25 protein-coding genes are annotated in these 22,725 nt (G+C 67.4%); 11 read left to right on the forward strand and 14 right to left on the reverse strand.

Annotated elements, in window-relative coordinates; translation table 11 throughout:
• Positions 1-9: 9 nt before the first annotated feature.
• From F3I62_RS17790 to F3I62_RS17805, 4 genes are all read left to right on the forward strand, one after another.
• The gene (locus tag F3I62_RS17790) at positions 10-2,172 is read left to right on the forward strand and encodes an FUSC family protein (RefSeq protein WP_160490982.1); all 2,163 of its coding nucleotides are present in this window, start codon (positions 10-12) and stop codon (positions 2,170-2,172) included.
• Complete coding sequence (locus tag F3I62_RS17795) at positions 2,162-2,362, forward strand: DUF1656 domain-containing protein (RefSeq protein ID WP_160490983.1); 201 nt, start codon at positions 2,162-2,164, stop codon at positions 2,360-2,362. Before F3I62_RS17790 ends, F3I62_RS17795 begins: the two co-directional genes overlap by 11 nt.
• Before the next feature lie 8 nt (positions 2,363-2,370).
• Positions 2,371-3,282, forward strand: coding sequence for an HlyD family secretion protein (locus F3I62_RS17800; protein WP_160490984.1), 912 nt, complete (start codon positions 2,371-2,373; stop codon positions 3,280-3,282).
• A 176-nt stretch (positions 3,283-3,458) separates the two neighbouring features.
• Positions 3,459-3,722: a DUF2790 domain-containing protein gene (locus F3I62_RS17805; protein ID WP_160490985.1), complete on the forward strand. Its 264-nt coding sequence runs from the start codon at positions 3,459-3,461 to the stop codon at positions 3,720-3,722.
• 85 nt (positions 3,723-3,807) lie between these two features.
• Here F3I62_RS17805 and F3I62_RS17810 read toward each other — a convergent pair whose 3' ends face one another.
• From F3I62_RS17810 to metR, 7 genes are all read right to left on the reverse strand, one after another.
• On the reverse strand, positions 3,808-4,104 hold the full coding sequence (locus F3I62_RS17810; RefSeq protein WP_160490986.1) for a chorismate mutase: 297 nt from the start codon (positions 4,102-4,104) through the stop codon (positions 3,808-3,810).
• Between the two features lie 8 nt (positions 4,105-4,112).
• Complete coding sequence (locus tag F3I62_RS17815) at positions 4,113-4,772, reverse strand: DUF2238 domain-containing protein (protein WP_160490987.1); 660 nt, start codon at positions 4,770-4,772, stop codon at positions 4,113-4,115.
• A gap of 43 nt (positions 4,773-4,815) precedes the next feature.
• The gene (locus F3I62_RS17820; RefSeq protein ID WP_160490988.1) at positions 4,816-5,124 is read right to left on the reverse strand and encodes a hypothetical protein; all 309 of its coding nucleotides are present in this window, start codon (positions 5,122-5,124) and stop codon (positions 4,816-4,818) included.
• Entirely contained in the window at positions 5,117-5,440 is a 324-nt protein-coding gene (locus F3I62_RS17825) for a DUF2834 domain-containing protein (protein ID WP_160490989.1), read from the reverse strand. The genes F3I62_RS17820 and F3I62_RS17825 overlap by 8 nt, the downstream gene beginning before the upstream one ends.
• 217 nt (positions 5,441-5,657) lie before the next feature.
• Entirely contained in the window at positions 5,658-5,996 is a 339-nt protein-coding gene (locus tag F3I62_RS17830) for a cupin domain-containing protein (protein ID WP_160490990.1), read from the reverse strand.
• Between the two features lie 67 nt (positions 5,997-6,063).
• Complete coding sequence (locus tag F3I62_RS17835; protein ID WP_160490991.1) at positions 6,064-6,525, reverse strand: hypothetical protein; 462 nt, start codon at positions 6,523-6,525, stop codon at positions 6,064-6,066.
• Between the two features lie 945 nt (positions 6,526-7,470).
• The gene (gene metR, locus F3I62_RS17840; RefSeq protein ID WP_160491019.1) at positions 7,471-8,391 is read right to left on the reverse strand and encodes a transcriptional regulator MetR; all 921 of its coding nucleotides are present in this window, start codon (positions 8,389-8,391) and stop codon (positions 7,471-7,473) included.
• Between the two features lie 198 nt (positions 8,392-8,589).
• On the opposite strand from metR, the gene metE reads away from it, so the two are divergent.
• Complete coding sequence (gene metE / locus F3I62_RS17845) at positions 8,590-10,908, forward strand: 5-methyltetrahydropteroyltriglutamate--homocysteine S-methyltransferase (protein ID WP_160490992.1); 2,319 nt, start codon at positions 8,590-8,592, stop codon at positions 10,906-10,908.
• A 37-nt stretch (positions 10,909-10,945) separates the two neighbouring features.
• On the opposite strand, the gene F3I62_RS17850 is transcribed toward metE, so the two are convergent.
• The 3 genes from F3I62_RS17850 to F3I62_RS17860 all read right to left on the reverse strand — a co-directional run bounded on the left by F3I62_RS17850 (position 10,946) and on the right by F3I62_RS17860 (position 13,717).
• Positions 10,946-11,656 carry a 4'-phosphopantetheinyl transferase gene (locus tag F3I62_RS17850; protein ID WP_160490993.1) on the reverse strand — a complete coding sequence of 237 codons (711 nt, stop codon included), beginning with the start codon at positions 11,654-11,656 and terminating at the stop codon, positions 10,946-10,948.
• A gap of 390 nt (positions 11,657-12,046) precedes the next feature.
• Positions 12,047-12,823: a dienelactone hydrolase family protein gene (locus tag F3I62_RS17855; RefSeq protein ID WP_160490994.1), complete on the reverse strand. Its 777-nt coding sequence runs from the start codon at positions 12,821-12,823 to the stop codon at positions 12,047-12,049.
• Between the two features lie 261 nt (positions 12,824-13,084).
• Complete coding sequence (locus F3I62_RS17860; RefSeq protein ID WP_160490995.1) at positions 13,085-13,717, reverse strand: DUF502 domain-containing protein; 633 nt, start codon at positions 13,715-13,717, stop codon at positions 13,085-13,087.
• Positions 13,718-14,206: 489 nt separating this feature from the next.
• Here F3I62_RS17860 and F3I62_RS17865 point away from each other — a divergent pair, with 489 nt between their 5' ends.
• Positions 14,207-14,950 (forward strand): class I SAM-dependent methyltransferase, encoded by a 744-nt coding sequence (locus tag F3I62_RS17865; protein ID WP_160490996.1) that lies wholly within the window; start codon positions 14,207-14,209, stop codon positions 14,948-14,950.
• A 60-nt stretch (positions 14,951-15,010) separates the two neighbouring features.
• Here the strand turns inward: F3I62_RS17865 and F3I62_RS17870 are convergent, their stop codons facing one another.
• Together F3I62_RS17870 and F3I62_RS17875 are read right to left on the reverse strand one after the other, a co-directional pair.
• Positions 15,011-15,526 (reverse strand): M23 family metallopeptidase, encoded by a 516-nt coding sequence (locus tag F3I62_RS17870; RefSeq protein ID WP_218572931.1) that lies wholly within the window; start codon positions 15,524-15,526, stop codon positions 15,011-15,013.
• Positions 15,527-15,553: 27 nt separating this feature from the next.
• Positions 15,554-16,555 (reverse strand): AraC family transcriptional regulator, encoded by a 1,002-nt coding sequence (locus F3I62_RS17875; protein ID WP_160490997.1) that lies wholly within the window; start codon positions 16,553-16,555, stop codon positions 15,554-15,556.
• A gap of 139 nt (positions 16,556-16,694) precedes the next feature.
• Here F3I62_RS17875 and F3I62_RS17880 point away from each other — a divergent pair, with 139 nt between their 5' ends.
• The 5 genes from F3I62_RS17880 (at position 16,695) to F3I62_RS17900 (ending at position 20,403) form a co-directional block, all read left to right on the forward strand.
• Positions 16,695-17,774: an ArsO family NAD(P)H-dependent flavin-containing monooxygenase gene (locus tag F3I62_RS17880; RefSeq protein ID WP_160490998.1), complete on the forward strand. Its 1,080-nt coding sequence runs from the start codon at positions 16,695-16,697 to the stop codon at positions 17,772-17,774.
• 2 nt (positions 17,775-17,776) lie between these two features.
• Positions 17,777-18,781 (forward strand): permease, encoded by a 1,005-nt coding sequence (locus tag F3I62_RS17885; protein WP_160490999.1) that lies wholly within the window; start codon positions 17,777-17,779, stop codon positions 18,779-18,781.
• Positions 18,782-18,799: 18 nt separating this feature from the next.
• Positions 18,800-19,036, forward strand: a complete 237-nt coding sequence (locus F3I62_RS17890) for a thioredoxin family protein (RefSeq protein WP_160491000.1) — start codon at positions 18,800-18,802, stop codon at positions 19,034-19,036.
• A 107-nt stretch (positions 19,037-19,143) separates the two neighbouring features.
• The gene (locus F3I62_RS17895; protein WP_160491001.1) at positions 19,144-20,088 is read left to right on the forward strand and encodes a DnaJ C-terminal domain-containing protein; all 945 of its coding nucleotides are present in this window, start codon (positions 19,144-19,146) and stop codon (positions 20,086-20,088) included.
• Between the two features lie 3 nt (positions 20,089-20,091).
• Positions 20,092-20,403, forward strand: a complete 312-nt coding sequence (locus F3I62_RS17900; RefSeq protein ID WP_160491002.1) for a chaperone modulator CbpM — start codon at positions 20,092-20,094, stop codon at positions 20,401-20,403.
• On the opposite strand, the gene arsJ is transcribed toward F3I62_RS17900, so the two are convergent.
• Together arsJ and F3I62_RS17910 are read right to left on the reverse strand one after the other, a co-directional pair.
• Positions 20,381-21,619 carry an organoarsenical effux MFS transporter ArsJ gene (gene arsJ, locus F3I62_RS17905; RefSeq protein ID WP_160491003.1) on the reverse strand — a complete coding sequence of 413 codons (1,239 nt, stop codon included), beginning with the start codon at positions 21,617-21,619 and terminating at the stop codon, positions 20,381-20,383. The two genes, F3I62_RS17900 and arsJ, sit on opposite strands and share 23 nt — an antisense overlap.
• 99 nt (positions 21,620-21,718) lie before the next feature.
• On the reverse strand, positions 21,719-22,723 hold the full coding sequence (locus tag F3I62_RS17910) for an ArsJ-associated glyceraldehyde-3-phosphate dehydrogenase (protein WP_160491004.1): 1,005 nt from the start codon (positions 22,721-22,723) through the stop codon (positions 21,719-21,721).
• Positions 22,724-22,725 lie beyond the last annotated feature (2 nt).

The following is a 22,725-nucleotide window of genomic DNA, read 5'->3' on the forward strand; positions in this document are numbered from 1 at the left end:
GGACCTTGCATGCCGCACTCCTTCAAGCTCGCGCTGGCCGACTGGGCGCGCAGCGACGGCCTGACCTGGGCCTTCGTCGGCAAGGCGCTGCTGAGTGCCTTCATCGCCCTGTGGCTGGCCTACCGCCTGCAGTTGCCGCAGCCGACCACCGTGCTGGCCACGGTGTTCATCGTCATGCAGACGCAGAGCGGCCAGGTGCTGGCCAAGAGTTTCTACCGCCTGATCGGCACCCTGCTCGGGTTGGCGGTGATGGTGCTGCTGATCGCCCTGTTCAACCAGGAACGGGTGCTGTTCATGCTCAGCCTGGCGCTGTGGATCGGCCTGTGCACCGCCGGCGCCGCGCGTTATCGCGACTTTCGCGGCTATGCCTGCGTGCTGGCCGGCTACACCGCGCTGATGATCGGCCTGCCGGCCACCCAGGCGCCGGAAGGCGCCTTCATGCAGGCGCTGTGGCGGGTGCTGGAGATCAGCCTGGGCATTCTCTGCACCGGCCTGGTCCACGGCCTGCTGCTGCCCCAGCGCAGCAGCGACGACCTGCGCCGCAGCCTGCAGGCGCGCTTTCGCGAGTTCGCCGGGTTCGCCAGCGCGGGCCTGCGCGGCGGCCTCGGCGTGGAGCGTTTCGAGGCCTGCAACGTGCGTTTCGCCGCCGCCGCGGTGAACCTGGAGAACCTGCGCAGCGCCACCGCCTTCGAAGACCCGCACATGCGCCTGCGCAGCGGCCGCCTGGGGCGGCTGAACAACGAGTTCATGGTGCTGTCCACCCGTTTCCACGGCCTGCACCAGCTGCTCCAGCGCCTGGCCGGGGCGCCCGGCCAGCGGGTGCGCGAGGCGCTGCAGCCGAGCCTGGCCGAGCTCGATGCCTTGCTCGCGCCCCTGCACGAGCGCCTGTGCAGCGAGGCCGATGCCGCGCAGCTGGCCGAGCGCCTGGCCATCGCCAAGCAGGCGCTGATGCAGAGCATCCGCCAGGGCCGCACGCAGCTGGCCATGGGCCAACCCGGCGAGGCGCAGCGGCTCGACTACGACACCGCCGCCGAGCTGCTCTACCGCTTCGCCGACGACCTGCACGACTACGCCCAGACCCACGCCTCGCTGCTCGATCACCAGCATGCCCGCGAGGACTGGCAGGACAGTTTCCGCCCGCGCGCCAACGCCGCCGCGGCCGCGGTGGCCGGGGTGCGCAGCAGCCTGCTGATCCTCCTCCTGAGCCTGTTCTGGATGGCCACCGCCTGGCCCAGCGGCGGCACCTTCGCCATGACCGTGGGCATGGTCGCGGCGCTGGCGTCGACCTCGTCGAGCCCCAGGCGCCTGTCGCTGCAGATCGGCCTCGGCGCGCTCGGCGGCGCCTGCCTGGGTTTTCTCCTGACCTTCTGGGTGCTGCCCTGGCTGGATGGCTTCGCCCTGCTGTGCTGCGCGCTGGCGCCGGTGTTCGCCCTCGGCGCGTGGATTTCCGCGCGGCCGCACGGCGCCGGCTACGGCCTGGGTTTGCTGATGTGGTTCTGCATGCTCTCGCTGCCGGCCAACCTGACCCTCTACGACCCCCAGCGCATGCTCAACGAATACCTCGCCGCCTTGCTCGCCATGGGCCTGGCCACGGTGGCCGCGGCGGTGCTCCTGCCGCCCAACCGGCCCTGGCTGTGGCGGCGCCTGGAGCACGACCTGCGCATGTGCGTGGTGCAGGCGGTGAGCGGCCGCCTGCGCGGCCTGGTCGGCGAGTTCGAGAGCGGCACGCGCGACCTGCTCAGCCAGGCCTACGCCTTCTCCACCGGGCGGGCCGACGTGCAGCGCCAGCTGCTGCGCTGGATGTTCACCGTGCAGGAGGTCGGCCATGCGCTGATCGAGCTGCGCCTGGAGCAGGAGCGCCTGCCGGCGCTGGCCTGCTACGCCGAGTCGATGCCCTGGCGGCATTCCATCCGCCTGCTGGGGCGGGCGCTGATCCGCCTGTTCGTGCAGCCCGGCGAAGGCAACCGCCAGCGCGCCCTGCACGCGGTGGAGCAGGCCATCGACACCCTGCGCGGCACCGCCGAACCCTGCGCGCCGCAGTTCGACAGCTCGCCGCTGCGGCGCATGCTCAGCTACCTGCACGTCATCCGCAGCTCGCTGCTCGACCCGCTGTCGCCGCTGCGCTCGCCCGGCGCCTCGGCCTACCACCACGGAGTCGCCCATGCCGCGTGAAATCGCCCTGCACGGCGTGTACCTGCCGAGCCTGACCCTGCTGTTCCTGCTGGCCCTGCTGCTGGCCTGGGCGCTCGACCGGCTGTTCGCCTGGCGCGGCCTGTACCGCCATGCCTGGCACCCGGCGCTGCTGCGCGTGAGCCTGTTCACCTGCCTGTACAGCGCCCTGGCGCTGATCATCTACCGTTGAGAACCGCCATGCCCGTGAAACGCCTCGTCAGTGTCTGCGCGACCCTGCTCATCCTCGGCCTGGCCGTGCTGCTGGTGCGCACGCTGTGGCTGCACTACATGGACGCGCCCTGGACCCGCGACGGCCGGGTGCGCGCCGACATCATCAACATCGCCCCGGACGTGGCCGGGCTGGTGGTCGAGGTGGCGGTGCACGACAACCAGCGGGTGGCGGTCGGCGACCTGCTGTTGCGCATCGACCCGGCCCATTACCGGATGGCCGTGCAGCAGGCCGAGGCCCTGGTGGCGGCGCGCAAGGCGGCGCTGGCGATGCGCCAGGTCAACGCCCGGCGCCGCGCCGAGATGGACGACCTGGTGGTGTCGCGCGAGAGCCGCGAGGATGCCGGGCACCTGTCCGCCATCGCCCTGGCCGAATACCAGCAGGCCCTGGCCCTGCTGGATGCCGCCCGGCTCGACCTGCAGCGCACCGAGGTGCGCGCCACGGCCGCCGGCTACATCACCAACCTCAGCGTGTTCGAGGGCGACTACGCCAGCACCGGCGAGCCGAGCATGGCCCTGGTCGACGGCAACTCGTTCTACGTCAACGGCTACTTCGAGGAAACCCGCCTGCCGCGCATCCGCCTCGGCGCGCCGGTGGAGATGCGCATGATGAGCGGCGAGCGCCTGCGCGGCCATGTCGACAGCATCGCCCGCGGCATCTACGACCGCGACAACCCGCAGAGCCGCGAGCTGACCGCCGACGTCAACCCGACCTTCAACTGGGTACGCCTGGCCCAGCGCGTGCCGGTGCGCATCCACCTCGACGAGCTGCCGGCCGGCCTGCAGCTGGCCGCGGGCATGACCTGCACCGTGGTGGTCGAGGAAGCCGCCGAACAACCGGCGAATGCCGGGGGCCAGGACGGATTGTTGTTTGAGCGGTAACAGTGCATGCGCACTTCGCCGGTATATCGCCGGCGCCCGGCTACCTAGAATTGACCTGCCTCCCACGATGAGGCGAAGCAGCCCAGGCTACCTCTACCGGGCCGACTGGCTGCAACTTCGGCCGCTGCATACCGGCACGGCCGAAGTCCTTTTCCCTGTACTCAGGAACACTGCCCATGAAAGCTCTTACCTTGCTGGCCCTGGCCGGCCTGACCCCGTTCGTCTTCGCGGCGGAGCAGGCGGATACCACCGCGCGCGGCGAACCGCCCGTCGAGGTCTACACCTACGGCATGGAGGTGGACGTGGCCCGCGTCATCGCCACCACCGATGTGTCGCAGATCTGCGGCGTGACCCCGTCGATCATGACCTACGAGGATCACCAGGGCCACGTGCATCGCCTGGAATACCGGGTGCTCGGCGGCGGCTGCACCGACGGCTGATACGTTCGGCCCGCGCAGCGTGAAACGCAGCATGCCCGGCCAGCCGCCGGGCATCGTCGTTTCTGCGGGGGGAAAGTCGGCGGTTTCAGCCGCGTTGGAGGCGGGCGTGATCGGCCAGTTCGGCCTCGATGAAGGCGCCGATCATCGCCAGGTACACCTGGGCCACCACCTGCGGGTTGGCGCCCTCCTGCTCGGCCAGCGCGCCGACCTTGGCCAGCACCTGGGCCACCCGGTCCGGTGCCGGCACCTCGGCGCTGCTGCCCTTGAAGCGCGCCGCCTGGCTGACGAAGCGGCCGCGCTCGGCGAGCAGAGCGACGATCTGCCGGTCGAGGCGATCGATCTGGGCGCGTACTTCGGCGAGGGATTCACAGTTGACGTCCATCTGCCTGGCTACTCCGGGTCTGCGTTGGGCTGGGTCGAACGGTCGCTGCCGCGTGGTGGCAGGCGGCGGATCTGCCGGTCCTGCAGGCGCGAGAACAGCAGTAGGGCGCAGATAGCACCGAGCAGGGCGAACAGCATGTCCGACTGGGTATCCCAGGGGTCGCCCTGGGTGCCGAGGAATTCCACCGCGCCCTGGCCCACGGCGACGGCCACGCCCCACTCGATGAACTCGTAGCAGGCGCTGATGGCCAGCACGATGCAGGCCACGATGAAGGCCAGCATCGCGCGGGTACGCACATAGTCGCCGCGCAGCAATATCTCGCGGGCCACCAGCGCCGGCACCAGGCCCTGGAAGAAGTGGCCGAGCTTGTCGTAGGGGTTGCGCTGCAGGCCGAACGCCTCGGCAAACTCGAAGCCCAGCGGCACCCGCGCATAGGTGTAGGCGCCGCCCAGCATCAGCACCAGCGCATGCAGGAAGATCAGCACATAGAGCAAGGTGCTCAGCGGGTAGCGCCGGTAGGTGGCCCAGAGAATGGGCAGGGCGATCAGCACCGGCGCCACTTCCAGGGCCCAGGTGGCCAAGTCGTAGGGGCGGTAGCCGGAGAGCGCCAACAGGCCGAGCAGCAGGATCGAGGCGCCTATGAGCCAGGGCGTGCGGGGTGAGTTCATCGGGTCACCGGGTAGTCGAATTCAGTGCGAGGGCGAGCGAAGCTCAACCGACAATGCCATACCAGCAGCCGCTTGCACATGGCGCCAGATAGGCGTTGAAGGCCGCATATATCGCCAGCAGCCAGAGCCCCCCGACGCTGGCCAGCAGCAGCCAGCTGCTCAGCCGTAGCCAGCGCCGCTGCAGGGTCTTTTTGGCCAGCAGCGCCAGAGCGGCCAGCACCAGGCAGGGCAGCACCACGAGCAGCAGCACCTGTGCGGGCGAGGCGCAGGGCTGGCTTTCGCCGGGGCAGGGCTGGAAGGCGTGCAGCTCGCCGCACAGCACCAGCAGCGCGGCGGGCAGGGTTCTACGCATGTCCGGCTCCCTGGGGCCGCGCCAGGCTGCGCAGCACCAGATAGAGCAACGGGCCGATGGAGACGAAGACCAGGGTGAGCGCGAAGTAGGGCAGCACCGCGACCACGGGCTTGCCGCGCGCCTGGTTGTCCCGGTACATCCAGATGCACGCCAGGGCGGCGAGGATATACAGGTCGATCACCACCTGGGCGGTGTCGGGGCTCGACATCAGCTGCAGGCCGAACTGCAGGAGCGATTGCTCGGCCTGCAGCAGGGTGAACAGGGTATAGGCCGCGAAGGCCAGCAGGGTCAGCAGTGGTAGCAGGGCTTTCTTCATGGTCACGTCCTTGTTAACAAACCCATTCGCTCTTGTGGGAGCGGCTTCAGCCGCGATTTCGGTCACCAGCGCCGCTCCTGCTGACGACTGCGCCGCAGGCCCCGGCGCGCTACAGGCTGCCTTTGTACCACCGGCACCGGCTGCAGCGCTGCCCACTGCTGCGCATCGGCGCCTGGCGCTGCTACTGCCCGCGCGGCGATCCACCGCGGGCCGCCAATCAGCGGGGCGCGTCAGGCACCGAGCCCGGTTCGGGATGAAGATGCACCGCCAGCCACAGCGAACCCTCGGCGGCGCGCTCAACCGAATGCGCCACCCCGGCGGGCAGGAACAGATGATCGCCGGCCTTTAGCGCAACCCGTTCGCCGGCTACCTGCAGTACGGCTTCCCCGCGAACCAGCAGCACCCACTCGTCCTGGGCCTGCACATACTCCTGCGGGGCGATGGCGGCCGAACTGACGATGCGCTCGACCAGCAGGTTGCGGTGGCTGAGCAGCGTGTCGAAACGCTCGCCCTGCCGCGGGGCGGCGGCATCGCTGAACAGGTTGCTGACGTGCATGGCTGGCCTCTTTGGGTGGCTGGCGATTCGCTTGGCGCTAGGCGGCGCGGCAGCGCCCATGCGGCGCTTACTCCGCGGTGATGGGGCCTTGGGTGCCGGCATCGAAGTCGGCCCAGTGGTCCTCGTTCTTCAAGCGCCGATCGCCCTGGATGGTGTAGAGGATATTGCCGTCCCTGAATACCAGGGCCCCATCACTGCGCTTGGCCTGCACGCTTTTCCCGTTGAGCCAGACCCGCTCGTTGTCATCGATGCGGATGGTGGCCAGCGTTCTTCCCGAGGTGGATCTGGCAACCCATTGCCCGGCATAGGGCGTCTGGCCACTCGCCGAAGTTGTTGCGGCGGGGGCCGGCGAAGCAAAACCGGCCTGGGCATTTTCTGCCCTGGACTTGTGGATGTCGCAGCCCTGCAGCTCGGAGACCTGGGTGCAGCCGGAGCGTTCGAGTTGCTGCCGGTATTTTTCATCGATGGCATGGGCCGAGGTGCAGGCCAATAGAGCGATGCCGGCGGTGATGATCGTTTTCTTCTGCATGGACTTCGACCTTGTTCGGGGTGATTGGGCAAGTGGCGAAGATTGAATTTGCAATGCGGCGTTTAACGTTTAGGTTAAGGGGTTGCGGCACGCAGTCCCAGAGAGCGAAGCGAACGATTTGAACCGCTAGTTAGGTTGAGCCACAAACTAAGATACTGCGCTGCCTTTTCTGATGGCAATTGCCTCAGCCATCCCAATTTTTTGTTCGGTGTACTCAAGAGGGATTCCTAGGCTTCCAGAGATTGGCTCAAAAATTTTGGTTAGTCTATTGCATGAGTTAGACTGAACACTTAGTGGGCATTTACCGCTCACGCCTAGCAGGTAGGCTTGAAAGTGCACGCCACCCTTCGGGATGCTAACGGGCTGTATCAGTATTTTTGTAAAAGTTCCGATTTCGAAAGTATCTTTATATGAGCTGCCTTCCAATATTACTGAGCAGTCGTTTTTATTTATCAGTATGCATGCCGTGCGCGCTCTAAGGGTTTCGCGAACAATAATGAATAATAGTGTCGGTACTATAATTAACAGGGGCCATCCACCAAAAATCTTAATAAATATACTTATGTCGCTGTATATAATTATCAGGGACAAAAAAATTCCGATTGGAGTTATGATGGCTGTCGTAATCATCAAGAACAGCATGAATGCGAAATTAGCCCCGATAATTTTGATGATGTTCCCGTTTGTAATTACTTTCATGGATTCAGGTAGGATCTAGCTATTATTGGGCGGCATACCTGTCGTAATAGTCTGCGACAGATGCAGCCGTATAACTTTCCTTGTCGTCCATAAAGCCCTTGTCTGCCTTGGCAGCGCTCGCGCTAGAGGCGATATCGCTCGGGGAGTAACGCGACAGGGGACGGCAAGCCCGGGCGCCGAGTGGCTCGGCGGCTTGTTGTGGACGCTAGCGCTTTGCCTGGGAACTGTCCATGTGGCGGCGCGGGGTCAGTTGCGCGCGGCGCTGACGCCTTCGAGGGTGGCGAAGGAGGTGTCCTTGGCGGTGAGCAGGAAGTCGCGCATGAACGGGGCATCCAGCATGTCGGCGCGGATGCCGGCGTAGAGGGTGGCGAACAGGCCCTTGTCGCCCAGGCGCTTGGCGGTGACGTAGCCGCGCGAGCTGTATTCGTGCAGCGCCCAGTTGGGCAGGCCGCACACGCCGCGGCCGCTGGCCACCAGCTGCATCATCATCACCGTGAGTTCCGAGGTGCGCACCTGCGCCGGTTCGACGTCGGCCGGTTCGAGGAAGCGGGTGAAGATGTCCAGGCGGTCGCGCTCCACCGGGTAGGTGATGAGGATTTCCCTGGCCAGGTCTTCGGGGACTATGTAGGGCTTGGCGGCCAGCGGGTGCTGGTTGCCCACGGCGAGCATGGCTTCGTAGGTGAACAGCGGCACGTAGGTGATGCCGGCCAGTTCCACCGGGTCGGAGGTCACCACCAGGTCGAGGTCGCCGCGGGCCAGGGCCGGCAGCGGGGCGAAGGAGAAGCCGGAGGCCAGGTCCAGCTCGACTTCCGGCCAGGCATCGCGGAACTGGTCGATGGTCGGCATCAGCCACTGGAAGCAGCTGTGGCATTCGATGGCCATGTGCAGCCTTCCCGCCGTGCCGCCGGCCAGGCGTGCCAGGTCGCGTTCGGCGCCGCGCATCTGCGGCAGCAGGCTGTCGGCCAGTTGCAGCAGGCGCAGGCCGGCGCTGGTGAAGCGCACCGGCTTGGTCTTGCGGATGAACAGCGACAGGCCGAGCTGGCTTTCCAGTTCCTTGAACTGGTGGGAGAGGGCGGACTGGGTCAGGTGCAGGCGCTCGGCTGCTTCCACCAGGCTGTCGGCCTCGCGCAGGGCGTGCAGGGTTTTCAGGTGGCGGATTTCCAGCATGGCGGCCTCGCTCTGTAGGGTGGATGACGCTCGGTTCATCCACCGCTTGGGCTGTGCGGGTTGGCGGTGGACAAGCGGAGCGTTATCCAGCCGACGATGATCGTGAGAAAAACTGTAGATCGTCGCGAATATGTTGAGTTTGTCTCATGCGTGCCCGGCTGTCGAGAATGGCGACCATCAGCACAAGGAGACAGCCCCATGGCATTGGCCCACACCCTCGGTTTTCCGCGCATCGGCCGCGACCGCGAATTGAAGAAGGCCCTGGAAGCCTATTGGCAGGGCGCGCTGGACGAAGCCGGCCTGCGCGCCGTCGGCCGCCAGCTGCGTGCCGCGCACTGGCAGTTGCAGAAGGACGCCGGCATCGAGCTGCTGCCGGTCGGCGACTTCGCCTGGTACGACCAGGTACTCGGCCACTCGCTGGCCTTCGGCGTGATCCCCGCGCGTTTTCGCCCGCACGGCGGCCAGCCGGGGCTGGATACCCTGTTCGCCATGGCCCGCGGCACGGGCGCCGGGCACGCCGGGCCGGGCTGCTGCGGCGGTGCCCATGGCCAGCCGCTGCTGGCCCTGGAGCTGACCAAGTGGTTCGACAGCAACTACCACTACCTGGTCCCGGAATTCACCGCCGACCAGCAGTTCGCCCTGAGCTGGGAGCAGCTGTTCGAGGAGGTCGAAGAGGGCCACGCGCTGGGCCACAAGCTCAAGCCGGTGCTGATCGGCCCGCTGACCTACCTGTGGCTGGGCAAGGCCAAGGGCAGCGAGTTCGAGCGTCTCGACCTGCTCGAACGCCTGCTGCCGGTCTACGGCGAGATCCTCCAGCGCCTGGCCGCCCAGGGCGTGGAGTGGGTGCAGATCGACGAGCCGATCCTCGCCCTCGACCTGCCGCAGGACTGGAAGAATGCCTTCGAGCGCGCCTACAACATCCTCCAGCGCGAGCCGGGCAAGAAGCTGATCGCCACCTACTTCGCCGGCCTGGAGGACAACCTCGGCCTGGCCGCCGGCCTGCCGGTGGATGGCCTGCATATCGACCTGGTGCGCGCACCGGAGCAGTTCCCGGCGATTCTCGACCGCCTGCCGGCGTACAAGGTGCTGTCGCTCGGCGTGGTCGACGGGCGCAATGTCTGGCGCACCGACCTGGCGCGGGCCCTGGAGGTGCTGCAGCAGGCCCACGAGCGCCTGGGCGAGCGGCTGTGGCTGGCGCCGAGCTGCTCGCTGCTGCACAGCCCGGTGGACCTGGGCCGCGAGCAGCAGCTGGATGCCGAGCTGAAGAGCTGGCTGGCCTTTGCCGTGCAGAAGTGCGAGGAGGTCGCGGTGCTGGCGGCCGCGCTGAACCAGCCGCAGGCCGCGCACGTGCAGGCCGCCCTGGCGGCGAGTCGGGCGCTGCAGGCCAGCCGCGCGCAGTCGAGCCGCATCCACAAGCCGGCGGTGCAGGCGCGCCTGGCCGCCGTCACGGCTGCCGACAGCCGGCGCCAGGCGCCGTTCGCCCAGCGCATCGAGCGTCAGCGGGCGCGCCTGCAACTGCCGGCGTTGCCGACCACCACCATCGGCTCCTTTCCGCAGACCGCGGCGATCCGCCAGGCGCGCCAGTCGTTCAAGGCCGGCAAGCTGTCGGCGGCCGAGTACAGCAAGGCCATGCGCGGCGAGATCCGCCACGCGGTGAGCGTGCAGGAGCAACTGGGCCTGGACGTGCTGGTGCACGGCGAGGCCGAGCGCAACGACATGGTCGAGTACTTCGCCGAGCAGCTCGACGGCTACCTGCTCACCCGCTTCGGCTGGGTGCAGAGCTACGGTTCGCGCTGCGTGAAGCCGGCGATCATCTACGGCGACCTGAGCCGCCCGCAGGCGATGACGGTGGCCTGGAGCCGCTATGCGCAGAGCCTCACCGGCAAGCTGATGAAGGGCATGCTGACCGGCCCGGTGACCATGCTGCTGTGGTCCTTCGCGCGTGACGACATCTCCCGCGAGCAGCAGGCGCGCCAGCTGGCCCTGGCTCTGCGCGACGAGGTGGTCGAGCTGGAGGCGGCCGGCATCCGCATCATCCAGATCGACGAGGCGGCCTTCCGCGAGGGCCTGCCGCTGCGCCGGGCGCAGTGGCAGGGCTACCTGGCCTGGGCCAGCGAGGCCTTCCGCCTTGCTGCCAGCGGCGTGCGCGACGAGACGCAGATCCACACCCACATGTGCTACAGCGAGTTCAACGAGGTGATCGAGTCCATCGCGGCGATGGATGCCGACGTGATCACCATCGAGACCTCGCGTTCGGACATGCAGTTGCTGGAGGCCTTCGAGCGTTTCGAGTATCCCAACGAGATCGGCCCGGGGGTGTACGACATCCACTCGCCGCGGGTGCCGGATAGCGCCGAGATGGTTGCCCTGCTGCGCAAGGCCGCGGCGCGCATCCCCGTCGAGCGGCTGTGGGTCAACCCGGATTGCGGCCTGAAGACCCGCGCCTGGGCGGAAACCGAGGCGGCGCTGGTGAACATGGTGGCGGCGGCGCGCCAGCTGCGTGGCGAGCTGGCCTGAACGCCGGGTTTGCCGATGGTGGCTGGCTGCGAGCCGGCTAGGCGGCGATGGCGACCAGGCTCAGCAGGTAGCCGTCGAAGCTGGCGAACTGCCCGCTCAGCTGGCTGCCGGCCGGCCAGGCCTGGCTCAGGTCGAGCAGCAGGCGCAGCCGGGCCTGGCCGTTGCCGGCGTGCTCGACCAGCTCGGCATCCTGGAAGTAGAAACGCTGGCGCACCAGTGGGTAGAGCGCCTTGAACAGGCTCTCCTTGAGGGAGAAGGTCAGGGTCACCCGCTGGGCCAGGGCCAGCTCGTCCAGCCCGCTGGCCCGCTGCAGTTCGGCCGGGGTGAGGATTTCTCCGGCCAGCTTGGCGGCGCGGGCCGGACTCAGTTGCTTCTCCAGGTCCAGGCCCAGGCCCTGCCAGTCTTGGCTGTGCGCCACCAGGGCGGCGGCCTGGCCATGGCTGTGGGTGATCGAGCCGACGCTGCCGGCCGGCCACTGCGGCGCGCCGTCTTCGCCGCGCAGCGGCACGCTGGCGCGGCCCTGCAGCAGCTGCAGGGCCTGGCGCGCACACAGGCGCCCGGCCAGGTATTCGCCCTGGCGCTTGGCCACGCCGTTGACCGGGGCGATGGCGCAGTGGGCGAAATCGTCGCTGCGCAGCTGCGCCGGGTCGAATTGCGCACGCACCAGCTGCGCCCCCGCCAGCGCCAGCGGCGTCGGCCAGGCAGCGGGGAGCAGGGTGCAGAAGGGCGGGAGGGCTGTGGACGTCATGCTCGGCATTCTGCCGTGCAGCGGGGAAGCGGGCCAGCCGTTTACATTTCTTTGCACAAGGTTAACCAAGTGCTACAGAGCAAACGCTCGTTTTTTGTTTAGATGGGACACGCGTTCCAACTGAACGCTGGTGAGGTTGTAGCCACGGCCGGCAATTTGCTGCTGTGGTTTTACTCTACTGATTGAGTGCGGGAGCCCGTTTGGGCTCCCGTTTTTTTTTGCCTGCGGTTTGCTGCCGGGCCGCTAGAGCCTGTTGATCATCCCTCGTAGGGTGCGCCGCGCGCACCAGGGGCCTGTGCGAAGTTGCAGGTGCGCACGGCGCACCCTACGCATGGGCAAGCCCGGATCGATGCCCGTTTGCAGGGGCTGGAACAGCGCGTAAACAGGCGCTCAGAACACTTCCTCGAACAGCGCCCGCATATCGGCCCAGGAACGCTCGTCGGCCTCCTTCTGGTAGCCGACATCCATGCCGTGGGCCTGGTGCGCGTCGGCGTCCGGGTTGCTGAAGCCGTGCTTGGCGCCAGGCAGCTCGACGAAGCGGTAGTCGGCGCCGGCCTTGTCCATCTCGCTCTTGAAGTCGGCGACCTGCTGCGCGGTGATGAAGCTGTCGGCGCTGCCGTGTTCGACCAGCACCCTGGCCTTGACACTGCCCGGCGTGGCCGGGGTGGCGGTGACCAGGGCGCCGTGGAAGCTCACCACCGCGGCCAGCGGCAGGCCCTGGCGGGCCATGTCCAGCACCACCTTGCCGCCGAAGCAGTAGCCGACGGCGGCCAGGCGCGCCGGGTCGGTCTGCGGTTGCGCCTTGAGCAGGTCGAGGCCGGCCTGGAAGCGTGCCTTGGGCGTGGCCGGGTCGGCCAGGGCGGCGTTCATGAAGGCCTTGGCGTCGTCCGGGTGGCTGGTGTGCCTGCCGCCCCCGTACATATCCACGGCCAGGGCGCTGTAGCCGAGGGCGGCGAGGTCGCGGGCGCGGCGCTTGGCGTAGTCGTTCAGGCCCCACCACTCGTGCACCACTATCACTCCGGGACGCTGGCCGGCGATGGCATCGTCCCAGGCGTGGTAGCCGACCAGTTGGGTGCCGTCGGCGGCGGTGTAGGGGAGCTCGCGGGTCTGGATTTCGGCCTGGGCGAGGGCGCTGCAGCACAGCAGGCCGAGGAGCAACTTGCGCATGGTGGTTCTCCGTTCGAGTGGGGTGGCGCGCTGCCGAAGCCGCAGGTTAACCCCGGGGTCGGCACCGTTAAAGGTGAAAGCCTAGCCTGCTATCGGTGGCTTTTCTGTGCTCGTCTGAGGCTCGCATCGGCTCGTCCGTCCGAGAGTTTGGCCTGTTTCCACGCACCTGATGCGCGGCACCGTCGCCTGACGACGGGCCGCCCCTGGCGCTGTTCTGCACCAGTTTCGCCGGCTCCCCCGGGTTGGGGCGAGGCGCTAACTTCAGCCCTTGGGCGGGGTGATGCCCATCGACACGTAGATGCTGGTGAAACGGTCCATGCCCATCTCCGCCGGCTTGACCCATTCCACCGGCACGTACAGCAGCCCGCCGCCCACCGGCACCGGAGCGGTCGGCACCAGGATGGCGTGGTAGGCACGGCCGTCGATCTCGACCGGCTGCGGGTTGGGCAGCAGGGCCAGCACGGCGGTGCCATCGCCCCCGAAGAAGCACCAGACCGGGCGCATGGCGGCCAGGTCGGCGCCTTCCTTCTGGTCGAGCAGGCCGACGAAGCGGTCGGCCAGGCCATACAGGTTGCCCAGCAGCGGGATGCGCCGCAGGGTGCGGTCGAACAGGCGGCGCAGCGGCCCCTTCAAGCCCAGCTGCACGGCCAGGCCGAGCGGGTAGAGCGCCACCAGCAGCGCCAGGGTGCCGAGCAGCCAGGCCAGCAAGGGGCTGCTGACGAAAGGCTGGCCCAGTTCGGCGAACAGCTTGCCGATGAAGCTGGTCGGGCCGATCAGCTGGTTCAGCAGGCTTACCAGCCAGCCCAGTAACGCCAGGGACAGGGCCAGCGGCAGCAGGGCGAGCAGGCCGGCCAGCCAGGTGGTGGCGAGGGAGTGGAAGCTGCGTTTGAACATGGCGGGGTTCCGTTGGCGATGGGCGCGACAAGGCTATTGCAAAGGCTCGATGCCAGCTACCGTTGGCTGCCGGCGGCGCGTGCAAAACCTGGGTGGGAGCGGCTTTAGCCGCGAAAAGCCGTCGACAGCGGAGTATCTTTCGCGGCTGAAGCTGCTCCTGCGACGCCGTGGCCCGCACCGACAGTCAGCGGGGATGGGATTTTTGCAGGCCCGCTTCACTAAGCTGGCGAGAGGGGCGGGTTTGGCGCTGTTAAAAAGTCGCGTTACTTGAGTGTTCGATTAAATAGTGGCTGCTGCACTGCGCAGTTTCTGCCTTGTTTGCGGGGGCGGAATCACGGCGCGGTGGTTATGTTGGCTGATGTGGATGGGTTTTAATCGTTAGTCGTCTCTGTTTGCTTGTCGTGGTTGTGTTGTCTGTTGTTCGAGTTTCATCTGCTGGGCTGTGTATCGTGGCCTATTGATATATCTCCGATAAGATTCTGGATTGCTATGTCCACCAATGCTTTGTATACCGATTTATCCGGCTATTACGACCTGATGTGTGCCGATATCAACTATCAGGCGCAAAGCAATACCGTGCGCAGGCTGCACCAGTTGTTCGGCAACGAGGGCCGGCGCCACCTCGATCTGGCCTGTGGGACCGGGCCGCATGTCCGGCATTTCATCGATTTTGGCTACCGCAGTGGCGGGCTGGATATCAACCAGCCGATGCTGGATATCGCCCGGCTGCGCTGCCCCGACGCGCAGTTCGCCTTGCAGGACATGTGTGCCTTCACGGTTGACGAACCGTTCGATCTGATCACCTGCTTCTTGTATTCCATTCACTACAGCGGCGGGCTGGAACGGCTGGAGGCGTGCATTGCCAGTGCGCATGGCGCGCTCGGCGTGAATGGCGTCTTCTGTTTCAATTCAGTCGATAAAGACAAGATCGACAACCATTCATTTGTCAGGCATGTCGTGGAACATGAAGGCAGTGAGTTTGCTTTCGGTTCGGCCTGGAACTATTGCGGCCATGGCGACAGGCAGTCGCTCAGGGTCGGTATTGAAAAGACCACGCTGGGAGTGACCCAGGCATGGCAGGATGAACACCCGATGGTGGCGGCAAGTTTCGCCGAGTTGCAGCGGCTGTTGCAGCCTTATTTCGCAGTGCATGTGTTCGAACATGATTATGAAAAGCTAGTTCCCTGGGAGGGGACGTCGGGCAACGCCATCTTTGTTTGTGTAAAACATTAAGCGTGTTCATCGTGCATAGGGCGCGGGGCGGCCTGCTGGCGGTTGACCCGGGCGGCAGGCCTATTTGCCGCCCAGGATCGCGCTGGGGTCGAGGTAGAACATCTTCTTCCAGCCCTGGCTGTTGCCGTCGGCGCGCCACGGGTAGGGCAGCAGGCTGAGGATGGCGTAGTGCAGGTGGGGCGGTTTGCCGCGGGCGTTGCCGGAGTCGCCGACCGTGCCCAGCTGGCTGCCGGGCAGCAGGGGTTGGCCGGGCCAGGCGCTTTGGCTGTCGAGGTGGGCGAAGTAGTGCAGGCGCCATTTCGGCCCGAGCACCACCAGCACCTTGCCGCCCATGTCGATCTCACCGCGCAGCAGCACCAGGCCGTAGGTCGGCGCGACCACGGGCGTGCCGGTGCGGGCGAAGATGTCGATGCCCTTGTGCACGCCGGAGCGGCCCCAGGGCTCGAACCAGAAGCTCTTGGGGTGCCAGTCCTGGCTGCTGGCGCCCTGTACCGGCACTTGCGGCCATTCGGGGGCGAGCAGCCAGGCCAGCAGCAGGGCGAGTAGCAGGTAGCGTTTACGCGGGCGTTTGATCATGCGGCATCCATGCGGCGGGGTGGTGGCTCAGCTGTCCTGGTGCGCCCGATAGGCGCCGGGGGTTAGCCCGGTCCATTTCTTGAAGGCGCGGTGGAAGGCCGAGGGTTCGGAGAAGCCGAGCTGTTCGGCCAGGGCCTGGATCGACAGCTCGTCGCGGCCCAGGTGGTAGATGGCCAGGTCGCGGCGCAGGTGGTCCTTGAGTTCCTGGAAGCTGCTGCCTTCCTCGCGCAGGTGGCGGCGCAGGGTCTGCGGGCTGACGTGCAGTTGCTGGGCGACCTGTTCCAGGTCCGGCCAGCTGGCGCAGTCGCGGCCGAGCAGGCGGCGGATGCGGCTGGTCAGGCTGTCGCCGCCATCCGGGCGGGCCAGCAGGTCGGCCGGCGAGTGCTGGAGGAACTGCTTGAGGGTGCGTTCGTCCTGCAGCAGCGGCATGTCCAGGTAGCGCGCGTGGAACTGCAGGCTGGTGCGTTCGGCGTCGAAGCGGCGCGGGCAGGGGAACAGCAGGTCGTATTCGCCGCTGTGCGGCGGTTCGGCGTAGGCGAAGCTGGCCTGTTCCAGGCGGATGCGCTGGCCGATCAGCCAGCTGCCGAGGCGGTGCCAGATCACCAGCAGGCTTTCGGTGAGGAAGTGGTCCGGGTCCCACAGCAGCGAGCTGTCGATGCTCAGGCACACGCGGTCGCCGTCGCGCTGCAGTTGCACACTAGGTGCGTCGGGGAACAGGCCGTAGAACAGCATGCCACGCACCAGGGCTTTTTCCAGGGTGCGGCAGTGGATGATGGCGTGGCACATCATGGCGAAGGTACCGCGCTTGCTCGGGCGCTGGCCGAAGCCCATGTATTCGTCGTCGAGCAGCAGCCACAGGGCCTGGATCAGGCGCGAGAACTGCTCCGGGGCCAGGCGCGCGCGCGGCTCGTCGAGCAGCGCCGGCTGGATGCCCAGCTCGCGCAGCAGCGCGCTGCAGTCGCGGCCCTGGCGCTCGGCGCCACGCAGGGCGGCGCGGATGAAGTGACTGGCGATGGTGCGTTCGCGCATGGGCTGGCTCGGCAAAAGACTGGCCGGATGGTAGGCCGCAGGCCCCGGGCGAGACAAGCCGGGTTGCGGCAGATCAACAGGACGATTCGGCCAGTCGCTATGCTGGGACAGTGATCGGGCACACAGCGTGGAGACGGGGGTGGCAGTGGCGGATACCCAGGTGGACGTGGTGATTGTCGGCGGTGGCCAGGCGGCCCTGGCGGTGGCGTACTTCCTGCGCCGCAGCGGGCTGTCGTTCGTCATCCTCGATGCGGAGCAGGGGCCAGGCGGGGCCTGGCGGCATGGCTGGAATTCGCTGCGGCTGTTCTCGCCGGCGACCTGGAGTTCGATCCCCGGCTGGATGATGCCGCCGGTGGCTGAAGGCTACCCGGGCCGCGACCATGTGCTCGATTACCTGGCCCAGTACGAGCGGCGCTACCAGTTGCCGGTCGAGCGGCCGGTGTGGGTCGAAACCGTCGAGCGCACGGCCGCCGGCCTGCGGGTGCGCGCCGGGGCGCGTAGCTGGCTGGCGCAGGCGCTGGTCAGCGCCACCGGCACTTGGCGCCATCCTTATATTCCGGCCTATGCCGATGCCGAGCGATTTCGCGGCGAGCAGCTGCATTCGGCCGACTACGTCGAACCCGGGGCCTTCGCCGGCAAGCGCGTGCTGGTGGTCGGCGGCGGCAATTCCGGGGCGCAGATTCTCGCCGAAGTGTCGCGGGTCGCCGAGACGACCTGGGTGACGCCCGAGGAGCCGCTGTTCCTGCCCGACGAGGTGGATGGCCGGGTGCTGTTCGAACGCGCCACCGAGCGCTGGAAGGCGTTGCAGGAGGGGCGGGTGATCGAACAGCCGGTCGGCGGCCTGGGCGATGTGGTCATGGTGCCGCCGGTGCGCGAGGCGCGCGCGCGTGGCGTGCTCAAGGCGGTGCGGCCGTTCAGCCGTTTCACCGCAAGCGGCGTGGTCTGGGCCGATGGCCAGGAGTCGCCGGTGGATGCGGTGATCTGGTGCACCGGCTTTCGTCCGGCGCTGGATCACCTGGCCGCGCTGGGCGTGGTGAACGAGGATGGCAAGGTGGACGTTGCCGGCACCCGTTCGCTCAAGGAGCCGCGGCTGTGGCTGGTCGGCTATGGCGAGTGGACCGGCGCGGCCTCGGCCACCCTGATCGGAGTGACCCGCACCGCGCGCAGCACGGTCAATGAAATCGTCGAGGCCCTGGGCGCCCGGCACGGAGTGCAGTGAGCATGGAATTCTTCGCCTGGCTCAACGCGCAGCTGCTGCGCATGGACTGGCTGGCCGATCTGGTGCGCCTGCTGCTGGAGGACGGCCTGGGCCTGGATACCGCCAGCCGTCTCGGCGCCAGCCTGCACTTCTTCCTCTACGACGTGATCAAGATCTTCATCCTGCTCGGGCTGCTGATCTTCGGCGTGTCCTGGGTGCAGAGCTATTTTCCGCCGGAGCGCACGCGGCGCATCCTCGGCGGCCTGCGCGGGGTGCGCGCCAACCTGATGGGCGCGTTGCTCGGCACTCTCACGCCGTTCTGTTCCTGCTCGTCGATCCCGCTGTTCATCGGCTTCACCAGTTCCGGGCTGCCGCTGGGGGTGACCTTCGCCTTCCTGATTTCCTCGCCGCTGGTGGACCTGGCCTCGGTGATCCTGCTGGCGAGCATCTTCAACTGGTCGATCGCCCTGGCCTACGTGCTGGTGGGCATCGTCCTGGCGGTGCTCGGCGGCAGCCTGATCGGCCGGGCGCGCATGGAGCGCCATGTCGAGGCCTTCGCCATGCACAACAGGGTGCTCGACCTGCCGCCGAGCCAGCTGACCCGACGCGACCGCCTGCTGTTCGGCTGGGAGCAGGTGCGCGAGGTATTCGGCCGCGTCTGGCCGTATGTGCTGATCGGCGTGGGCATCGGCGCGGCGATCCACAACTGGATTCCCCAGGAGCTGGTGCTGGCGCTGCTCGGCGAGGAACACTGGTGGTCGGTGCCGCTGGCCACCCTGGTGGGTGCGCCGATGTATGCCGACATTTTCGGCACCCTGCCGATTGCCGAGGCGCTGGTGGCCAAGGGTGTCGGCCTGGGCACCGCGCTGGCCTTCATGATGGCGGTCACGGCCTTGTCGCTGCCGTCGCTGATCATGCTCAAGAAGGTGGTGAAGGCGCCGCTGCTGGCGCTGTTCTTCGCCATAGTGACGGTCGGCATCATGCTGATCGGCGTGCTGTTCAACCGCTTCGCCTACCTGCTTATCTGACCGGCAAGGAGTGTGTCCATGATCATCAAGATTCTCGGTTCCGGCTGCAAGAAGTGCATCACCCTGAGCGAAAACACCCAGCAGGCCCTGCATGACCTGGGGCTGACGGCGCAGGTGGTGAAGGTCACCGACTTCGCCGAGATCGCCGCCCACGGGGTGATGTCGACCCCGGCGCTGGCCATCGACGACCAGGTGGTGTCGGTGGGCAAGGTGCTCACGGCGGCCGAGGTCGCCGACCTGCTGCGCGCCGGCTGAGCCTCGGGTCGGCTCGCGCGGCAGAGCTGCCGTGGCCGTCCATACTCAGTAGCGGCGCCGCGCTATCAGCGGTCGTTGTTCCAGCCAGCGGCAGGGGAGTCCGAGTCGTGGAATTCAAGGATTACTACCAGATTCTCGGCGTCGACAAGGGTGCCAGCGCCGACGCGATCAAGAAGTCCTACCGCAAGCTGGCGCGCAAGTACCACCCCGACGTGAGCAAGGAGGCCGATGCCGAAGTGCGCATGAAGGAGGTCAACGAGGCCTACGCGGTGCTCGGCGACGTGGAAAAACGCGCCGCCTACGACCAGCTCGGCGGGCGTTACCAGGATGGCCAGGAGTTCCAGGCGCCACCGGGCTGGGACAGCGGCTTCGAGTTTACCGGTGGCGATTTCTCCGCGGCCGACCTGGGCGAGTACAGCGACTTCTTCGCCAACCTGTTCGGCCAGGCCGGCCGTGGCCGCCACGCCCACGGGCGGGCGCAGTCGCGGCGCGGCGAGGACCATCACGCCAAGATCGTCATCGAGCTGCGCGATGCCTATGCGGGGGCGACGCGCACCCTCACCCTGCGCGGTGCGCGCGCCGATGCCCAGGGCCGGGTGAGCCTGCAGGAGCACAACCTCAACGTGCAGATTCCCAAGGGCATCCGCGAGGGTCAGCAGATCCGCCTGGCCGGCCAGGGCAGCCCGGGGATCGGCGGCGGACCGGCCGGGGATCTGTACCTGGAGGTGCACTTCCAGGCGGACCCGCACTACCGGGTGGACGGCCGCGATGTCTACGAGACGCTGCCGGTAACGCCCTGGGAGGCGGCGCTGGGGGCGAGCATCGAGGCGCCGACGCCGTCCGGCAAGGTGCAGGTGAAGATTCCCGCGCATTCGCAGAGCGGGCGCAAGCTGCGCCTCAAGGGCCGTGGCATTCCCGGCGAGCCGGCGGGCGACCTGTACCTGCTGCTGGAGGTGGTCCTGCCGCCCGCCGACACGGACAAGGCCCGCCAGCTCTACGCCATGATGGCCCAGGAGCTGCCCTTCAACCCGCGCCAGGCCATGGGAGTGTGAAGCATGCCGTCCATCGAGATCATCACCGGTGTTGTCGTGGATGAGGTCACCCTCGACCTCGACGAACTGGCCCGGGCCTGCGCCGTCGAGTCGGTGTGGATAGTCGAGCGGGTCGAGGCGGGGCTGCTCGGCGTGCTGGGCCAGGAGCAGCCGGCCGGCTGGCGTTTCAGCAGCGCCGAACTGGCCCGTGCCCGGCGCCTGGTGGCGCTGGAGCGCGACTTCGACGCCAACCCCGAACTGGCCGCCCTGGTGGCGGACCTGATCGAGGAAGTGGCGCGGCTCAAGGCCAGGCTCAAGGCTGCCGGCCTGGACTGAGCCCCTCGGCATGCCTGGGCAGGCCCAGGGAGATCAGCGCCGCTGCCAAGACGAAGGCCGAGGAAATCCACAGGCAGGCCTCGAGTCCATATGCCTGGTAGACCCAGCCCGATAGCAGGGTGCCGAGCAGGCGGCCGAGGGCGTTGGACATGTAGTAGAAGCCCACGTCCAGTGACACGCCATCTTCCTTGGCGTAGCTGACGATCAGGTAACTGTGCAGCGAGGAGTTCACCGCGAACAGCACGCCGAACAGCAGCAGGCCGCCGAGCAGCACCCAGTGTGCCGGGCCACCGGCCTGCAAGCCGAGGGCGATGGCCGCCGGCAGCCCGGCCAGCAGCGCGGCCCAGACGAAGGCGGCGCGGCCGTCCGGCACCTGGCCGCTGCGCTTGCCGGTGATGGCCGGGGCCAGGGACTGGACCATGCCGTAGCCGATGATCCAGCTGGCGAGGAAGCCGCCGACCTGCCAGAAGTCCCAGCCGAACACGCTGGAGAGATAAACCGGCAGGGCCACCACGAACCACACGTCGCGGGCGCCGAACAGGAACAGGCGGGCGGCCGACAGGATGTTGATCGCCCGGCTCTTGGACAGCAGTTCGCGGAACTTGGGTTTGCCCTTGGCCTTGCCCAGGTCCTTGCGCAGCAGCCGCAGGCTGGCCAGCCAGATCAGCGCCAGCACGGCGGCCATGGCCAGCACTGCGCCGGTGAAGCCGAGCAGGGCGAGCAGGGCACCGCCGAGGAAGAAGCCGACGCCCTTCAGGGCGTTCTTCGAGCCGGTGAGAATCGCCACCCACTTATACAGGGTGCCTTGCTGGCCGGCGGGCACCAGGAGCTTGATCGAGCTCTTGGCGCTCATCTTGTTGAGGTCCTTGGCGATGCCCGACAGCGCCTGCGCGCCCATCACCCAGGGCACCGTGAGCCAGGCGGCCGGCACGCAGAGCATCAGCAGCGCCGCCACCTGCAGGCCGAGGCCGAGGTTCATGGTGCGATTCAGGCCCAGGCGCGCGCCCAGGTAGCCACCGACCAGGTTGGTGACCACGCCGAAGATCTCGTAGAACAGGAACAGCGCGGCGATCTGCAGCGGCGAATAGCCGAGGCTGTGGAAATGCAGCACCACCAGCATGCGCAGGGCGCCGTCGGTGAGGGTGAAGGCCCAGTAGTTGCCGGTCACCAGCAGGTACTGGCGCACGGCGGGCGAGAGGGTCGCGAGGGAGTGCATGAGGTTATCCGGTGAACGGAGCGCAGGGCGGATTCATGGTGTAGGGTGCGCCGCGCGCACCATGGCGCGGCAGGTGGTGCGCACGGCGCACCCTACGGGTCAACTTGCCATCCCGACCAGCCGCGCCAGCTCCACGGTGCGGTTGGCGTAGCCCCACTCGTTGTCGTACCAGGCGTAGAGCTTCACCTGGGTGCCACCCACCACCATCGTCGACAGTGCATCGATGATCGAGGAGCGCGGGTCGGTGCGGTAGTCGATGGACACCAGCGGCCGTTCCTCGTAGCCGAGGATGCCCGCCAGCGGGCCGGCGGCCGCGGCCTTGAGCAGGGCATTGACCTCGTCCGCGGTGGTCGCGCGCTCGACCTCGAACACGCAGTCGGTCAGCGAGGCGTTGGCCAGCGGCACGCGCACGGCATGGCCGTTCAGCTTGCCGCGCAGCTCGGGGAAGATCTCGGCGATGGCGGTGGCCGAACCGGTGGTGGTGGGGATCAGGCTCATGCCCGAGGCGCGGGCGCGGCGCAGGTCCTTGTGCGGCTGGTCGAGGATGCTCTGGGTGTTGGTCAGGTCGTGGATGGTGGTGATCGAGCCGTGACGGATGCCGAGGTGCTCGTGGATCACCTTGACCACCGGTGCCAGGCAGTTGGTGGTGCAGGAGGCGGCGGTGACGATGCGGTGCACGGCCGGGTCGAACAGTTGCTGGTTGACCCCCATCACCACGTTGAGCGCGCCGGCTTCCTTGACCGGGGCGCTGACCACCACGCGCTTCACGCCCTGGTCGAGGTAGGCCGAAAGCATCGCGACGGTCTTCATCTTGCCGCTGGCCTCGATCACCAGATCGCAGCCGCTCCAGTCGGTGTCGGCGATGGCCTTGTTGGCCGTGACCCTGATCGACTGGCCGTCGATCACCACGCAGTCGCCGGCGCTGCTGGCCTCATGCTGCCAACGGCCGTGCACCGAGTCGAAATTGAGCAGGTGGGCGTGGGTGGCAGCGTCGCCGGCCGGATCGTTGATCTGCACGAACTCCAGCTCCGACCAGCCCCAGGCGGCGCGCAGGGCCAGGCGTCCGATGCGGCCGAAGCCGTTGATACCGACTTTGATGGTCATGC

Source organism: Pseudomonas sp. R-28-1W-6, assembly GCF_009799925.1.
Lineage (GTDB): Bacteria > Pseudomonadota > Gammaproteobacteria > Pseudomonadales > Pseudomonadaceae > Aquipseudomonas.

What these genes read in the sequence shown, in the direction of transcription:
- F3I62_RS17820 (WP_160490988.1), bottom strand. Translation starts at nt 5,124, where the DNA reads ATGCGTAGAACCCTGCCCGCCGCGCTGCTGGTGCTGTGCGGCGAGCTG.
- metR (WP_160491019.1), bottom strand. Translation starts at nt 8,391, where the DNA reads ATGCTGGAAATCCGCCACCTGAAAACCCTGCACGCCCTGCGCGAGGCC.
- F3I62_RS17855 (WP_160490994.1), bottom strand. Translation starts at nt 12,823, where the DNA reads ATGCGCAAGTTGCTCCTCGGCCTGCTGTGCTGCAGCGCCCTCGCCCAG.
- F3I62_RS17865 (WP_160490996.1), top strand. Translation starts at nt 14,207, where the DNA reads ATGTCCACCAATGCTTTGTATACCGATTTATCCGGCTATTACGACCTG.
- F3I62_RS17805 (WP_160490985.1), top strand. Translation starts at nt 3,459, where the DNA reads ATGAAAGCTCTTACCTTGCTGGCCCTGGCCGGCCTGACCCCGTTCGTC.
- arsJ (WP_160491003.1), bottom strand. Translation starts at nt 21,619, where the DNA reads ATGCACTCCCTCGCGACCCTCTCGCCCGCCGTGCGCCAGTACCTGCTG.
- F3I62_RS17885 (WP_160490999.1), top strand. Translation starts at nt 17,777, where the DNA reads ATGGAATTCTTCGCCTGGCTCAACGCGCAGCTGCTGCGCATGGACTGG.
- F3I62_RS17815 (WP_160490987.1), bottom strand. Translation starts at nt 4,772, where the DNA reads ATGAACTCACCCCGCACGCCCTGGCTCATAGGCGCCTCGATCCTGCTG.
- F3I62_RS17875 (WP_160490997.1), bottom strand. Translation starts at nt 16,555, where the DNA reads ATGCGCGAACGCACCATCGCCAGTCACTTCATCCGCGCCGCCCTGCGT.
- F3I62_RS17825 (WP_160490989.1), bottom strand. Translation starts at nt 5,440, where the DNA reads ATGAAGAAAGCCCTGCTACCACTGCTGACCCTGCTGGCCTTCGCGGCC.
- F3I62_RS17870 (WP_218572931.1), bottom strand. Translation starts at nt 15,526, where the DNA reads ATGATCAAACGCCCGCGTAAACGCTACCTGCTACTCGCCCTGCTGCTG.
- F3I62_RS17860 (WP_160490995.1), bottom strand. Translation starts at nt 13,717, where the DNA reads ATGTTCAAACGCAGCTTCCACTCCCTCGCCACCACCTGGCTGGCCGGC.
- F3I62_RS17835 (WP_160490991.1), bottom strand. Translation starts at nt 6,525, where the DNA reads ATGCAGAAGAAAACGATCATCACCGCCGGCATCGCTCTATTGGCCTGC.
- F3I62_RS17850 (WP_160490993.1), bottom strand. Translation starts at nt 11,656, where the DNA reads ATGACGTCCACAGCCCTCCCGCCCTTCTGCACCCTGCTCCCCGCTGCC.
- metE (WP_160490992.1), top strand. Translation starts at nt 8,590, where the DNA reads ATGGCATTGGCCCACACCCTCGGTTTTCCGCGCATCGGCCGCGACCGC.
- F3I62_RS17810 (WP_160490986.1), bottom strand. Translation starts at nt 4,104, where the DNA reads ATGGACGTCAACTGTGAATCCCTCGCCGAAGTACGCGCCCAGATCGAT.
- F3I62_RS17830 (WP_160490990.1), bottom strand. Translation starts at nt 5,996, where the DNA reads ATGCACGTCAGCAACCTGTTCAGCGATGCCGCCGCCCCGCGGCAGGGC.
- F3I62_RS17890 (WP_160491000.1), top strand. Translation starts at nt 18,800, where the DNA reads ATGATCATCAAGATTCTCGGTTCCGGCTGCAAGAAGTGCATCACCCTG.
- F3I62_RS17800 (WP_160490984.1), top strand. Translation starts at nt 2,371, where the DNA reads ATGCCCGTGAAACGCCTCGTCAGTGTCTGCGCGACCCTGCTCATCCTC.
- F3I62_RS17790 (WP_160490982.1), top strand. Translation starts at nt 10, where the DNA reads ATGCCGCACTCCTTCAAGCTCGCGCTGGCCGACTGGGCGCGCAGCGAC.
- F3I62_RS17795 (WP_160490983.1), top strand. Translation starts at nt 2,162, where the DNA reads ATGCCGCGTGAAATCGCCCTGCACGGCGTGTACCTGCCGAGCCTGACC.
- F3I62_RS17900 (WP_160491002.1), top strand. Translation starts at nt 20,092, where the DNA reads ATGCCGTCCATCGAGATCATCACCGGTGTTGTCGTGGATGAGGTCACC.
- F3I62_RS17910 (WP_160491004.1), bottom strand. Translation starts at nt 22,723, where the DNA reads ATGACCATCAAAGTCGGTATCAACGGCTTCGGCCGCATCGGACGCCTG.